Below are 13,236 nucleotides of genomic sequence, written 5' to 3'. Positions count from 1 at the left end.
ACGCATTTCCGGATGCGCCCCTGCCCCACCGATTCTCTTACTGCTCGTCCTTATCGCCGCCGGTCTCGACGCCGAGATCGTCGTCGCCGCCCAGATCGACATCGTCGTCGGGCGACGGCTCTTCGTCCTCGGCGATGTCCAGATCTTCGTCACCCAGATCGGAATCGACTGCCTCCGGCTTGGCCGGGCTGGCTTTGGCCGCTTCGAACGGCAGCGGCTGCTTCGACTTGAGGATCGGCTCCGGCTCCCACGCATAGGAACAAGCGATGCAGGTGACCGGCTCGTCCTTGGTCAGATCGTAGAAGCGCGTTCCGCACTTCGGGCACGCGCGCTTGGTGCCCCATTCCGGCTTCACCATGTGTTGCCTCTTGCCTTTCAAAATATCTTGGATTTCGGGTGTGACCCGGAAGTGGGGCGCGCCTTGCCATGACGCAAGGCGACTGTCAAAGCCGCGCGCAATGTCGCACCTTGAGCCTCGCCCCTTCACCGTCTCCGCGCGCGGTCCGCTGCGCGGCACCGTAACTGTCCCCGGCGACAAGTCGATCAGCCACCGCGCACTGATGTTTTCAGCGTTGGCGGTCGGCGAAAGCCGGATCGAGGGCCTGCTCGAGGGCGAGGACGTACTCGCCACCGCTGCGGCGATGCGGGCGATGGGGGCGGACGTGGCGCGCGGCGACGACGGCGTGTGGCGCGTCCACGGCGTGGGCGTGGGCGGGCTGCTCCAACCCCAGACCGCGCTCGACATGGGCAATTCGGGGACGTCGACCCGGCTGCTGATGGGGCTCGTCGCGAGCCATGCGATCACTGCGACCTTCACCGGCGACGCCTCGCTCTCCGGCCGCCCAATGGGTCGGGTGATCGAGCCGCTGTCGCGGATGGGCGCGGACATCACGGCTTCGCCGGGAGGGCGGCTGCCGCTGATGGTGCGCGGCATGAACCCCGCCGTGCCGATCGAATATAGTCTTCCCGTCGCATCGGCGCAGGTGAAGTCGGCGATCCTGCTCGCCGGGCTCAACACTCCCGGAATCACTCGGGTCATCGAGCCGGTGTCGACCCGCGATCACAGCGAACGGATGCTGCGCGGATTCGGTGCCGAATTGAGCGTGGAGGATGCGCCCCAGGGCAAGATCATCTCGATCACCGGCGAGGCCGAGCTCAAGCCCCAGCACATCCTGGTGCCCGGTGATCCCTCCTCGGCCGGCTTCTGGATGGTCGCGGCGTCGATCGTGCCGGGCTCGGAGATATTGATCCGCAACGTCTGCATGAACCCGACGCGCACCGGACTGATCACCGCGCTCAAGCTGATGGGCGCCGACGTCGCCGAGATCGACCGTCGCGACGTGGGCGGCGAGGCCGTGGCCGACCTGCGCGTCCGCCATGCGCCGCTCCGCGCGATCGAAGTGCCGCCCGAACTCGCGCCGAGCATGATCGACGAATATCCGATTCTGTTCGTCGCGGCATCGTTCGCGCAAGGCCGCACCGTGGCACGCGGCGCCCATGAATTGCGCGTCAAGGAATCCGATCGGATCGCGACGATGCGCAGCGCGCTCGAAGCCGCCGGGGTGCATACCGAGGAGTTCGAAGATGGCCTTGCGATCCACGGGTCCGGCGGCGAACCGCTTGCCGGCAACGCACAGATCGCCTCGAAGCTCGATCATCGTATTGCGATGAGCATGACCGTCGCCGGGCTCCATGTCCGTGCGCCGGTGACCATCGACGACGCCAGCCCGGTGGCGACCAGCTATCCCGATTTCTTCCATACGCTCGACGCACTGGGCACGCCGCGATGATCATCGCCGTCGACGGACCCGCGGCATCGGGCAAGGGCACGATCGCGCGGGCACTGGCGCGGCATTACGGCCTGCCGCATCTCGATACCGGCTTGCTCTACCGCGCAGTCGCGGTCAGCGTGCTGCGTGAAGGGCGCGATCCGGCGTCGGAGGCCGATGCGCTCGCCGCCTGCGGCTTTGCCGACAGCCTGCTCGACGATCCCGAGCTCCGCACCGACGAAGTCGGCAAGGCAGCGTCGGTGGTCTCGGCGCACCCGCCGGTTCGCGCAGCCTTGCTCGAGCGGCAGCGCAGCTTCGCGCAGCAGCCGGGCGGCGCGGTGCTCGACGGTCGCGATATCGGCACGGTGATCGCGCCCGACGCGGACGCGAAGCTGTTCGTCAAGGCGACGCCGACAATCCGCGCGCAGCGGCGCCATCTCGAGCTGCGCAAACACGGCGCCAACCCCAGCCTCGACAAGGTCCTTGCCGACATCCGCACGCGCGACGAGCGCGACTCGCACCGCTCCGAAGCCCCGATGCGCCAGGCCGAGGATGCCCAGGTGCTCGACACCAGCTTCCTGTCGATCGACGCCGCAATCCAGCGCGCGATTGCGCTGGTCGAGGCACGGACGCGAGGCGCCGGCGGCGGGGCCGGTCAGGCGTGAGCCGGAGGACTAGTACGACGGCTGAGGCTTCGTTTGCGCACATTGCTAGAAGCGTGCACCTTTCCAATGCGATGGCTGACTAAGAAGCTTGCCAGGGCCGAGGACTAACGAAGATGACGAAGCACAAGCATGCGCCGGACAGGCTGGAATGATCGCGCTGACCCTGGCCCTGCTCCTTCAAAGCGACACAGAGATTTGGGACCAGACCCCGCAGTTCGGGCCGGGTCCTCATACTTTGATAATCTCTGATGGAAGCGCGATCACGCGCATCGACTACAAGACAGGCCGTGCATGCCAGCGCGCTCGCGATGCGATCCGAAAGCAGACCGCACCGCCGCCTGATACGCCCACTCGAATCCGCGGGCCATCTCGGACTCAGGCTTTTTGCGTTCCTCGGTAAATTCACGAGGCCGGCGGTAACATCAGGGTGCGTTGAACGGGACCTAACCACCAAAATCCGGTCGAAGGTCGCTTGCAATGTTGGATTTGCTCTGCTTGCATGAACCGTGGCCTTGCCACGCGCCCTTTGACATCCGTAGCCCTGCGAACGTGCGCGATGGTGTGACTTTGGTGTGACTTTCGATGCTGCGCCCGCTATGGCTTCGCCGAGGTTGCTCACCGCAGCTTCGGGCTCGGCGACCGCGCCGACGATCGCATCTGGCGATCGCACTTCCGGGTCGGTCGCAGCGCGCGCCCCGCCTTGCCTCTTCCCCCCGCTTCGGCTATGGCCCGCCCGTTCTGCGAGCGTTGCTTGCGGAGGTATGGCGCGGCGCGTTGAGTCGCCCGCGCCCTTTTCGCATTCGACCGCGTCTAGCTCCTCCGCCTGTCTCGTCCGCATGGATGCCGCGACCGGCATTCGGCCGCCGCGGCAATTTCGGCCTTTCAAGACCGCCGGATACAACCGGCCGGCCGGAAAAATTGAACTAGGAACTGAACTTTTATGGCCACTACGGCAAACCCCAGTCGCGACGATTTCGCGGCGCTCCTCGAACAAACTCTCGGCGGCGCAGAAAGCTTTGAAGGCCGCGTCGTCGTCGGCACCGTCACCGGCATCGAGAACGACCTTGCGGTCATCGACGTCGGCCTCAAGTCCGAAGGCCGCGTGCCGCTGCGCGAATTCGCCGCGCCGGGCCAGAAGGCCGATCTCAAGGTCGGCGACGAAGTCCAGGTCTATGTCGACCGCGTCGAGAATGCGAACGGCGAAGCGATGCTCAGCCGCGACCGCGCCCGCCGCGAAGCCGCCTGGGACACGCTCGAAACCGAATTCGCCAAGACCGCGCGCGTCGAGGGCGTCATCTTCGGCCGCGTCAAGGGCGGCTTCACCGTCGACCTTTCGGGCGCGGTGGCCTTCCTCCCCGGCTCGCAGGTCGATATCCGCCCGGTGCGCGACGTCACGCCGCTGATGGACATTCCCCAGCCCTTCCAGATCCTCAAGATGGATCGCAAGCGCGGCAACATCGTCGTGTCGCGTCGCGCGGTGCTCGAGGAAACCCGCGCCGAGCAGCGTTCGGGCCTGATCCTGTCGCTGGCCGAGGGCCAGGTGATCGACGGCGTCGTCAAGAACATCACCGATTACGGTGCGTTCGTGGATCTCGGCGGCATCGACGGCCTGCTCCACGTCACCGATCTCAGCTACAAGCGCGTCAACCATCCGAGCGAAGTGCTCAACATCGGCGACACGGTGAAGGTGCAGATCATCCGCATCAACCGCGACACCCAGCGCATCAGCCTGGGCATGAAGCAGCTCGAGAGCGATCCGTGGGATGGTGCAGCCGAGAAGTATCCGGTCGGCGCGAAGCTCACCGGCCGCGTGACCAACATCACCGAATACGGTGCGTTCGTCGAGCTCGAAGCGGGCATCGAGGGCCTCGTCCACGTCTCCGAGATGAGCTGGACCAAGAAGAACGTCCATCCGGGCAAGATCGTCTCGACTTCGCAGGAAGTCGATGTCGTCGTCCTCGAGGTCGACGCCGAGAAGCGCCGCATCTCGCTGGGCCTCAAGCAGGCGATCTCGAACCCGTGGGAGGCCTTCGCGGCAGCCCATCCGGTCGGCAGCGAAGTCGAAGGCGAAGTCAAGAACGCCACCGAATTCGGCCTGTTCATCGGCCTCGACAACGACGTCGACGGCATGGTTCACATGTCGGACATCGCCTGGGGCATTTCGGGCGAGGACGCGCTCAACCTGCATCGCAAGGGCGAGACCGTTAAGGCAGTGGTGCTCGCGATCGAGCCCGACAAGGAGCGCATCAGCCTCGGCATGAAGCAGCTCGAGCGTGGCGGTCCTTCGGCGGCCGTGGTTGCCGGCGAAGGCGACAAGCTCAACAAGAACCAGGTCGTCACCGTCACGGTTCTCGAAGTCCGCGATGCGGGCCTCGAGGTTCAGGTCGGCGAAGACGGCGCGACGGGCTTCATCAAGCGGACCGATCTCGGCCGCGACCGCGACGAGCAGCGCCCCGAGCGCTTCCAGGTCGCGCAGAAGTTCGACGCGATGGTTACCGGCTTCGATCGTTCGAAGAAGCCGACCTTCTCGGTCAAGGCGATGCAGATCGCCGAAGAGAAGCAGGCCGTGCAGCAATATGGCTCGTCCGATTCGGGCGCGTCGCTGGGCGACATTCTCGGCGAGGCCCTCAAGGCCCGCAACAACGAGAAGAACTGACGCAGCTTTGGGGGAGCGGTTTCGGCCGCTTCCCCTCGTTGTTTCAAATAAATCCCCTAAACTGTTAATCTTCGGGTTGATGCAAGTTGGGAAACGGCGCTAAGCAGTCGCTGCGTTGGGGACTAGCCGCGCCGGACGACCGCGGTCCGCGTGTGCCAAGGGAGGGTGCGGATGATCCGTTCGGAACTCGTGCAATTGCTGGTTGACGACAATCCCGGCCTGTCCGCACGCGAGGTCGAGAAGATCGTCTCGGTCTTCTTCGACGACATTGTCGGCCGCCTCACCGAGGATGGCCGCGTCGAACTGCGCGGCTTCGGCGCCTTCTCCACGCGCGCCCGCGACGGCCGCACCGGCCGCAACCCGCGAACCGGAGAGACCGTGGACGTCGCGCCGAAGCGCGTCCCCTATTTCAAGCCCGGCAAGGAAATGCGCGTCCGCCTCAACGTCTGAGCGTACGCGTCACCCTTTTGAAACGCAGATGAGGCCGGAACCGCTTGACGGTTCCGGCCTCATGCGCTTGGCAAGCTATGGATGCGGACGTGGCGGAACCGGTAGACGCCGGAGACTTAAAATCTTCTGCCCCTCGGGGCGTGCGGGTTCGAGTCCCGCCGTCCGCACCAGAATCCCAAGGGCTGCCGGACGGGCAAGGGGTTGGCAGCGCGCGGCGCGGATCATACACCCGCCGCGTCTCCAACAGCGGAAACCCCGATGCAGCGATCGACCTCCCTTGTTGTTCTGCTCGGCCTCGCGCTGGCGGCGGGAGGATGCGGCAGCGGCCAGCGCAAGGATGACGCCCCGGTCGTAGTCAGCGTCATCGGCGGGGAGAGCAAAGCCGCCGATCCCAGCGCAGGACCGCTCGACGCGGCCGAACGCGTGCTGATGGGCGCGACTGCGCAGGGCCTGGTGCGGTTCGACGCGGGAGGCCAGATCGAGGCGGCGCTGGCCGAGCGCTGGATCGTCATCGACGACGGCCGCAGCTACATCTTCCGCCTGCGCGAAGCCACTTGGCCCGACGGCGCGCCGGTGACCGCGGCGCAGGTCGTCCGCGTGCTCCGCCGCGCCGCCGCGCCGGGCAGCCGCAACACGCTCGCGCCATTCCTGGCGGTGATCGACGAGATCGTCGAGATGACGCCGACGGTGATCGAAGTGCGGTTGAAGCGGCCGCGGCCCGACCTGCTCAAGCTGTTCGCCCAGCCCGAACTGGCGGTGTTCCGCACCGGCACGCTCGACGGCAGCGGCCCGTTCCGCGCGCAGCCGAGCGTGCGCGGGCGCGTGCTGCTGCGCCCGGTGCCGGACCCCGGCGGCGCCGGCGACAACAGCGCGCCCGAGCCCGAGGAGACCGTCCAGCTTCTCGCCGAGCGGGCGGCAGTCGCGCTGGCGCGGTTCAAGGCGCGCGAGTCCGACCTGATCCTCGGCGGGAGCTTCGTCGACTGGCCGATCGCGGCGCAGGCCGCACTCGCGCCGGCCAATCTGCATGTCGAGCAGCCATCGGGGCTGTTCGGGCTCGCGGTGGCCGAACGAGAGGGATTTCTGTCCGAACCGGGCAACCGTGCCGCCGTTGCCATGGCGATCAACCGCGCGGCGCTGACTCAGGCGCTGCGCCCCGACTGGACACCGCTGGAGACCTTGCTCCCTGGCCAGCTCGATTCGGCCGCACCGCCGGCGCGGGCGGACTGGTCTTCGCTCACGCTCGACGCGCGGCGGCAGATGGCGCGCGACCGGGTGACCGCGTGGCGGCGCGTGCATCCCGAGCCGCTCACGCTTCGCATCGCCCTGCCTGCCGGCCCGGGTGCGACTCTGCTGTGGGCGCATCTCGCCGAAGCGATGCTGCGGATCGGCATCACCCCGCAGCGCGTCGGCGCGGCCGCTCCTGCCGACCTGCGACTGATCGACGCCATCGCGCCTTATGACAGCGGGCGCTGGTTCGTGCAGACCGCCTGCGTCGCCTGCTCGGACGAAGCCAAGGCGCTTATCGCCGCGGGGCGTGAGGCGCCCGATCTGGCGGCACGCGCCCAGCGGATCGCAGAGGCCGATGCGGCGCTGACCGCCGATGCCGCCTATATCCCGATCGCCCAGCCGCTGCGCTGGTCGCTGGTCGCGCTGCGGCTGGGAGCGTGGCAGGGGAACGCGCGGGGCTGGCACCCGTTGAACCATCTGCGAAACGAGAAGGAGTAAGGTGGTGGCGAGGCCGGAGCGAATGGCGAGCGGATGGAGCGCGGCGGCGAAAGACCTGCCGCTGGGCAAGGATCCCGCGCATATCCGCCGCCGGATCGAAGCGATGGAGCATCTGCTCGAGCGCAGCTTTACCATTCCCGGGACACGCTTTCCGGTCGGCCTAGACGTCGTGCTCGATCTCGTGCCGGGGATCGGCACCACGATCGCCGCCGCGATGGGCGCCTATATGGCGTGGGAAGCGCGCAATCTCGGCATGTCGAAAACCCAGATCGCGCGGATGGCGGGCAATGTCGGGTTCGATTGGGCGCTGGGCATGATCCCCTGGGTCGGCGCGATCCCTGATCTGTTCTTCCGCTCGAACTCGCGCAATCTCAAGATCATCCGTAAGCACCTCGACAAGCATCATCCGGCGACGACGACGATCGACTTGTGACGAGTCAGCCTGCGGCGAAATCGAGCCCGATATCGGCCGCCGGAGCCGATTGGGTCAGGCGCCCGACGCTGACATAGGTCACCCCGCTTTCGGCAATCGCGCGGATCGTGTCGAGGCGGACCCCGCCCGAGGCTTCGGTCGGCACCCTGCCCGCCACCAATTCTACCGCTTCGCGAAGCGTCGGGGGCGCCATGTTGTCGAGCAGGAGATGCGTGGCCCCCGCTTCGAGCGCAGGCGCGATCTGGTCGATCCGGTCGACCTCGACGATGATGCGGTCGATCCCCGCGGCGACTGCGCGGCGCACCGCCTCGCCGATCGAGCCGGCGACGCCGACATGATTGTCCTTGATCATCGCGGCATCCCACAGCCCCATGCGGTGGTTCTGCGCGCCGCCCATGCGCGTGGCGTATTTCTCGAGCACGCGCAGGCCCGGGATGGTCTTGCGCGTGTCCAGCAAGATTGCGCCGGTGCCGGCGATCGCATCGACATAGGCACGGGTGAGCGTGGCGATGCCCGAGAGGTGCTGAACGGTGTTGAGCGCCGACCGCTCGGCAGTGAGCATCGCGCGCGCTTTGCCGCGGAGGCGCAGGAGGTCGGTATTGGCGGGCACCGCCTGCCCGTCCTCGACCAGTCGTTCGACCGTCACTTCGGGATCGAGTGCGCGAAAGAAAGCCTCGGCGATCGGCAGCCCTGCGACGGTGACCGCGTCGCGGCTGTCCATGACCCCTTCGAAGACCGCGTCGGCGGGTATCACCGCGGCCGAGGTGATGTCGCCGGCAATGCCGACATCCTCGGCGAGCGTGGCGCTGACAAAGGCGGCGAGGTCGAAATGATCGAGGGAAAAGGGCATGGTGGCGCTCTACATCTCAGGCCATGCCGGCGGAAGCTGCGATTGCGCACCAGCCGCGTTCTCGATCCCCTCATTTGAGAGAGAGGAGGCCTTCCGCCGTGAACCTCGGCTGTCGGTAGTCCTCAGGTCCGGTTCAACGCGATGCTTGCATAAAAAGCCATGGCGGGGGCCATGGAGACGATCATGATTCAGTTTCAGAAACAGGCATTTCGCGCCCTCGCCGCTTCGGCGGCGATCCTCGCCACCTGCAGCCCGGCACTCGCGCAGCAGCGCAACTGGGATTGGGGAGGTGGCCGGGCGGGCGACCGGGAATATCGCCTGGTCGGCGCCGGCGTGCCGCTGCTTCACCGCGAGCTGCGCAACACCAATCGCGGCCGGGCCTTCGTCATGCGCAATTTCGACGCCAATCGCGACGGCCGGATCAACCGCCGCGAAGCGCAGGAAGCCAATCGGGTGTTCATCCAGGTCGCCCGCCCCGGCCGCGGTGGCTTCGACTGGTCATCGCGCGACGAAGTTGTCGTAACTCCCGATCGCGGCGGTGACTGGGATCACGGCGCAATGCGCAACTATCGTTTTCGCCAGACCCCGCTCGGCGCGACGATGACGCTGCAGGAGGACGTGCTGTTCCGGACCGACAGCGCCGATCTGCGCCCGGGCGCGATCGAAAAGCTCCGCCCGCTCGCCGGCTATCTGCGCGCCAATCCCGGCGTCCGCGTCGCGATCATCGGCCACACCGATTCGCGCGGCACCGATGCGCATAACCAGGATTTGTCCGAGCGCCGCGCCGACAGCGTGCGATCGGCATTCGACGAAATGGGCGTGACTCGCGCGCGCTTCCGCGTCGAAGGGCATGGCGAGCGCGAGCCCGTCGCCACCAACAATACGCCTGCGGGGATGCGCCTCAATCGCCGCGTCGAGGTCACATTGCTCGGCCAGCGCGCCGATCGCTTCGAGCGGGACGACTGAGCCGCGAAGGGGCGGCGGTGCAGCCGTCCCTTCCCTTTCGGCCGATCTTCCCGCTTTGTCGTTCCCCTATTGTTCGGGACGCGCTAGACTGGGGCGGTGAGCAACGCGCCCGTCCGCAAGATCATCCATATCGACATGGACGCCTTTTATGCGTCGGTCGAGCAGCGCGACGCGCCCGAATTGCGCGGGCGTCCGGTGGCGGTGGGCTATGCCGCGGCGCGCGGGGTGGTGGCGGCGGCGAGCTATGAGGCGCGGACCTTCGGGGTGCGATCAGCGCTGCCCTCGGTGACCGCGCTCAGGCGCTGCCCCGAGCTGGTGTTCGTGCGGCCGCGCTTCGACGTGTACAAGGCAGTGTCGCAGCAGATCCATGCGATCTTCGCCGAATTTACCGAGCTGATCCAGCCGCTGTCGCTCGACGAGGCGTATCTCGACGTCACTGCCAATCGCCGCGGGATCGACACCGCCTGGGCGACCGCGAAGCATATCCGGGCGCGCATTCTGGAGGAGACCGGGCTGACTGCTTCGGCGGGGATTTCGTACAACAAGTTCCTCGCCAAGCTGGCTTCGGACCAGCGCAAGCCCAATGGCCAGTTCGCAGTGACGCCCGAGATGGGCGCGGCATGGGTCGAGACGCTGCCGGTATCGCGCTTCCACGGGGTCGGGCCGGTGACCGCGGCCAAGATGAAGCGGCTGGGGATCGAGACCGGTGCCGATCTCCGCGACAAGCCGCTCGATTTCCTGCGCGCGCATTTCGGCAGCGCGGCCGAATGGTATCACGCGATCGCGCGGGGGCTGGACGAGCGCCCGGTCAACCCGTCGCGCGAGCGCAAATCCTCGGGCTCGGAGACCACGTTCGACCGCGACCTGACCGAGCCCGCCGAGATCGAGGCGGGGGTGCTGCGGATGGCCGACGATGTCTGGGGCTGGTGCGACAAGGCGCAGGCGTTCGGGCGAACGGTGACGGTGAAGGTCAAGTTCGCCGACTTCAGGCAGATCACGCGGAGCAGGAGCTTCGCGACGGTGGTACAAACACAGGAGGCATTGCGCGCGGCGAGCCGCGAGCTGATCGGGCTGGTGCTGCCGCCGGAAAAGGGAATCCGGCTGGTGGGGGTGACGGTGTCGAACTTCGAAGCGGATACGGGGCCGGCGGAGGCATTGCCGCTGTTCGGGGCGGAGGATGCGGCCTAGATTCGACTGACTCCTTCCCCTGCGGAAGCAGGGGAAGGAGTATTTTAATATCTGAGAATCAGCGCCTCATAATCATCGCCGACCTGCGGCAGCCCCAGCCGGGCCCCGAGCGAAGTAAATGCAACCAGCGCCAGCCCGGCCAGCGCGATCCGCGCCCCGCGCCTGGGCAGCGGCTGGGTGAGCAGCAGGATCGCCGCCAGCCACGCCGCGAGCATCGACCAGAGATGATAGCGCCAGTCGCTGGCGATGCTGACGAACAGGAAGCTGCATTCCATCGCCATGGCGGACAGCGCGAGCGGGACTGCAAGTTCATGCGCGGCGCTCTGCGCAGGCCTTGCCAGCGCCAGCACTGCCAGCGCCGCCGCCAGCGCGAGGATCGGCGCGCCGAGGGGGCTGTTGGCGAGCCAGCCGGCGAACCGATCATAGGCCAAGACCTGATGCCCCGGCGAACCCAGCCCGAACTCGTTCGGCAGGGATTCGGCCTGAGGCACTGCCTGGGGGAAGTGCCAGGGGACGAACCATCGCATCGTCGCGTTCCAATGCGCCAGCCGGTGCGAGAGATAAGCGCCGGGATGGTCGCGGATCGCGCGGGTCCAGGCCGCGAAGATGTCCTGGCGGGGGCGCCCGCTGATGCCGTGCTGGATGAAATCGCAGCGCTTGCCGATCGAGAAGATGTCCCACAGCACCGAAGAGACGCAACGCTCTGCCTCGAGCCGCTGCCATGTCTCCGCGGGGAGCAGCGGGATTGCGTTCGGCCCGGCGCGGTGGGCGATGCCGGCCATGTCGAAGATCGGCTGGGTGGCAGCGACGCCGCTGGGCTCGGCCCGGAATATGCGGTGATTGATCAGCGGCGACAAGGCGAGCGCGGCGAGCGTCACGGCGCCGATCAGCAGGCCCTTCGAGCGCCACGCCTGCCAGCGCCACGGCGCGAACAGCCCCACCGCGAGCGGCGCGACGGCAAACACCGCGTTTGCCCGGACGAGCAAGGCATAAGCGAGCAGCGCGACCACTGCCGACGTCGCAATCGGCCCGAGCCGCTTCGCGTCCAACCGACACCAGGCGAAGAGCCCGGTGACGGCGAGCAACGCGGCCGCCATTTGGCCGTCCTTGACCACCAGCGCCTGCCAGCCGAGCAAGGGCGGCCACAGCCCTAGCGCGAGCACCGCCAGCGCGGCGATCCGGGCGCCGCCGCGGGCAAGCGCCGCCGCGAGCAGGCCGAGACCGGTCCAGCCGAGCATTGTCTGGAGCACGAACATCGGCCCCTGTCCCGCCCAGCCAAGCGCGTGGAAAAGCGACCACAGCCGCGCCATCACCGGCGGATGCCAGTCGTTATACGCGCCGGAGACGACCTGCTGATATTGCGCAATCGTGTCGTAATGCGCGACGCCGGGCCAGAAGAACAGCAGCACCCCCACGCAGAGCAGCGCCGCCGCCAGCCCGGCCCGGGCCTCAGGCGAAAGCCCGCGCATCACGCCGGCGTCAATCGCCCTTCTTCGGATCGCCGCCGACGACCGGGACGGGGCCGAGATCGCCCTGCCCCACCGTCGCGCTCGCCATTTCGAGCATCCGGTCGAGGCTCTTCTTGGCCTTCAGCCGCATGCCTTCCTCGATCTCGATCCGCGGGTTGAGGTCGCGTAGCGCGAGATAGAGCTTCTCCATGTTGTTGAGCGCCATGTACGGGCAGATGTTGCAGTTGCAGTTGCCGTCGGCGCCCGGAGCACCGATGAACTGCTTCTCGGGCAGCGCCTTTTCCATCTGGTGGATGATGTGCGGCTCGGTGGCGACGATCAGCGTCTGCCCGGGGAAGCTCTTGGCGAAATCGAGGATGCCCCGCGTCGAGCCGACATAATCGGCGTGATCGAGGATGTGCGGCGGGCATTCGGGGTGCGCGGCGATCGGCGCGCCGGGGTGCTGCGCCTTGAGCTTGAGCAACTCGGTCTCCGAGAACGCCTCGTGGACGATGCACACGCCCGGCCAGAGCAGCATCTCGCGGCCCAGCGTGCGGGTGAGATAGCCGCCAAGATTGCGGTCGGGGCCGAAGATGATCTTCTGGTCGAGCGGGATCTGGCTGAGGATCTTCTCCGCGCTCGAGCTGGTGACGATGATGTCGCTCAGCGCTTTCACTTCGACCGAGCAATTGATGTAGGTCAGCGCGATGTGATCGGGATGCTGTGCGCGGAAGGCGGCGAACTGATCGGGCGGGCAGCTGTCCTCGAGGCTGCACCCGGCGTTCATGTCCGGGAGCACGACGATCTTGTCGGGCGACAGGATCTTGGCAGTCTCGGCCATGAAACGCACGCCGCAGAATGCGATGACGTCGGCATCGGTCTCGGCCGCCTTGCGCGAGAGATCGAGGCTGTCGCCGACGAAGTCCGCCAGATCCTGGAGCTCGGGCTTCTGATAATAATGGGCGAGGATGACCGCGTTACGCTCCTTGCGCAGCCGATCGATCTCGGCGCGAAGGTCGAGCCCTGTCAGGCTTGCGCCCGTTCCGTTTCTAGCGTCCATCCCGGGCAGATGGCCCGTGGGCAGGC

At 67.2% G+C, this 13,236-nt stretch carries 12 protein-coding genes and 1 tRNA gene; 9 read left to right on the top strand and 4 right to left on the bottom strand.

The genetic code is table 11. The annotated features are described in order from the left end of the window. Positions 1-37 precede the first annotated feature (37 nt). Positions 38-358 carry a TIGR02300 family protein gene (locus E5A73_RS17870; RefSeq protein ID WP_135965202.1) on the bottom strand — a complete coding sequence of 107 codons (321 nt, stop codon included), beginning with the start codon at positions 356-358 and terminating at the stop codon, positions 38-40. Positions 359-458: 100 nt separating this feature from the next. Between E5A73_RS17870 and aroA the strand changes: the two genes are divergently transcribed. The 7 genes from aroA to E5A73_RS17835 all read left to right on the top strand — a co-directional run bounded on the left by aroA (position 459) and on the right by E5A73_RS17835 (position 7,698). Further along, on the top strand, positions 459-1,790 hold the full coding sequence (gene aroA, locus E5A73_RS17865) for a 3-phosphoshikimate 1-carboxyvinyltransferase (RefSeq protein WP_135965201.1): 1,332 nt from the start codon (positions 459-461) through the stop codon (positions 1,788-1,790). Next, on the top strand, positions 1,787-2,434 hold the full coding sequence (locus tag E5A73_RS17860; RefSeq protein ID WP_135965200.1) for a (d)CMP kinase: 648 nt from the start codon (positions 1,787-1,789) through the stop codon (positions 2,432-2,434). The genes aroA and E5A73_RS17860 overlap by 4 nt, the downstream gene beginning before the upstream one ends. Positions 2,435-3,374: 940 nt before the next feature. Beyond that, complete coding sequence (rpsA, locus tag E5A73_RS17855) at positions 3,375-5,090, top strand: 30S ribosomal protein S1 (RefSeq protein WP_135965199.1); 1,716 nt, start codon at positions 3,375-3,377, stop codon at positions 5,088-5,090. A 171-nt stretch (positions 5,091-5,261) separates the two neighbouring features. Next, positions 5,262-5,540: an HU family DNA-binding protein gene (locus tag E5A73_RS17850; RefSeq protein ID WP_100283941.1), complete on the top strand. Its 279-nt coding sequence runs from the start codon at positions 5,262-5,264 to the stop codon at positions 5,538-5,540. Between the two features lie 83 nt (positions 5,541-5,623). Then, positions 5,624-5,710, top strand: a tRNA-Leu gene (locus E5A73_RS17845). 88 nt (positions 5,711-5,798) lie between these two features. Beyond that, positions 5,799-7,265: an ABC transporter substrate-binding protein gene (locus E5A73_RS17840; RefSeq protein WP_135965198.1), complete on the top strand. Its 1,467-nt coding sequence runs from the start codon at positions 5,799-5,801 to the stop codon at positions 7,263-7,265. Between the two features lie 22 nt (positions 7,266-7,287). Beyond that, a complete protein-coding gene (locus tag E5A73_RS17835; RefSeq protein ID WP_135965376.1) occupies positions 7,288-7,698 on the top strand; it encodes a DUF4112 domain-containing protein in 411 nt (136 codons plus the stop codon). 4 nt (positions 7,699-7,702) lie between these two features. On the opposite strand, the gene nadC is transcribed toward E5A73_RS17835, so the two are convergent. Continuing rightward, a complete protein-coding gene (gene nadC, locus E5A73_RS17830; RefSeq protein WP_135965197.1) occupies positions 7,703-8,548 on the bottom strand; it encodes a carboxylating nicotinate-nucleotide diphosphorylase in 846 nt (281 codons plus the stop codon). Positions 8,549-8,731: 183 nt separating this feature from the next. Here nadC and E5A73_RS17825 point away from each other — a divergent pair, with 183 nt between their 5' ends. Together E5A73_RS17825 and dinB are read left to right on the top strand one after the other, a co-directional pair. Continuing rightward, entirely contained in the window at positions 8,732-9,514 is a 783-nt protein-coding gene (locus tag E5A73_RS17825; RefSeq protein WP_135965196.1) for an OmpA family protein, read from the top strand. Between the two features lie 96 nt (positions 9,515-9,610). Next, entirely contained in the window at positions 9,611-10,702 is a 1,092-nt protein-coding gene (dinB, locus tag E5A73_RS17820; RefSeq protein WP_135965195.1) for a DNA polymerase IV, read from the top strand. Between the two features lie 44 nt (positions 10,703-10,746). On the opposite strand, the gene E5A73_RS17815 is transcribed toward dinB, so the two are convergent. Next, positions 10,747-12,171, bottom strand: a complete 1,425-nt coding sequence (locus tag E5A73_RS17815; protein ID WP_168355973.1) for a hypothetical protein — start codon at positions 12,169-12,171, stop codon at positions 10,747-10,749. 10 nt (positions 12,172-12,181) lie between these two features. Then, positions 12,182-13,210: a quinolinate synthase NadA gene (gene nadA, locus E5A73_RS17810; RefSeq protein ID WP_135965193.1), complete on the bottom strand. Its 1,029-nt coding sequence runs from the start codon at positions 13,208-13,210 to the stop codon at positions 12,182-12,184. Positions 13,211-13,236 lie beyond the last annotated feature (26 nt).

The organism is Sphingomonas gei (genome assembly GCF_004792685.1).
GTDB lineage: Bacteria > Pseudomonadota > Alphaproteobacteria > Sphingomonadales > Sphingomonadaceae > Sphingomonas > Sphingomonas gei.
This window is presented reverse-complemented; position numbering and strand designations above follow the sequence as displayed.

Coding starts and splice junctions, on each gene's coding strand:
- E5A73_RS17860 (WP_135965200.1), top strand. CDS start 1,787: ATGATCATCGCCGTCGACGGACCCGCGGCATCGGGCAAGGGCACGATC.
- E5A73_RS17870 (WP_135965202.1), bottom strand. CDS start 358: ATGGTGAAGCCGGAATGGGGCACCAAGCGCGCGTGCCCGAAGTGCGGA.
- aroA (WP_135965201.1), top strand. CDS start 459: ATGTCGCACCTTGAGCCTCGCCCCTTCACCGTCTCCGCGCGCGGTCCG.
- E5A73_RS17825 (WP_135965196.1), top strand. CDS start 8,732: ATGATTCAGTTTCAGAAACAGGCATTTCGCGCCCTCGCCGCTTCGGCG.
- E5A73_RS17850 (WP_100283941.1), top strand. CDS start 5,262: ATGATCCGTTCGGAACTCGTGCAATTGCTGGTTGACGACAATCCCGGC.
- E5A73_RS17840 (WP_135965198.1), top strand. CDS start 5,799: ATGCAGCGATCGACCTCCCTTGTTGTTCTGCTCGGCCTCGCGCTGGCG.
- E5A73_RS17815 (WP_168355973.1), bottom strand. CDS start 12,171: ATGCGCGGGCTTTCGCCTGAGGCCCGGGCCGGGCTGGCGGCGGCGCTG.
- nadA (WP_135965193.1), bottom strand. CDS start 13,210: ATGGACGCTAGAAACGGAACGGGCGCAAGCCTGACAGGGCTCGACCTT.
- nadC (WP_135965197.1), bottom strand. CDS start 8,548: ATGCCCTTTTCCCTCGATCATTTCGACCTCGCCGCCTTTGTCAGCGCC.
- E5A73_RS17835 (WP_135965376.1), top strand. CDS start 7,288: ATGGCGAGCGGATGGAGCGCGGCGGCGAAAGACCTGCCGCTGGGCAAG.
- rpsA (WP_135965199.1), top strand. CDS start 3,375: ATGGCCACTACGGCAAACCCCAGTCGCGACGATTTCGCGGCGCTCCTC.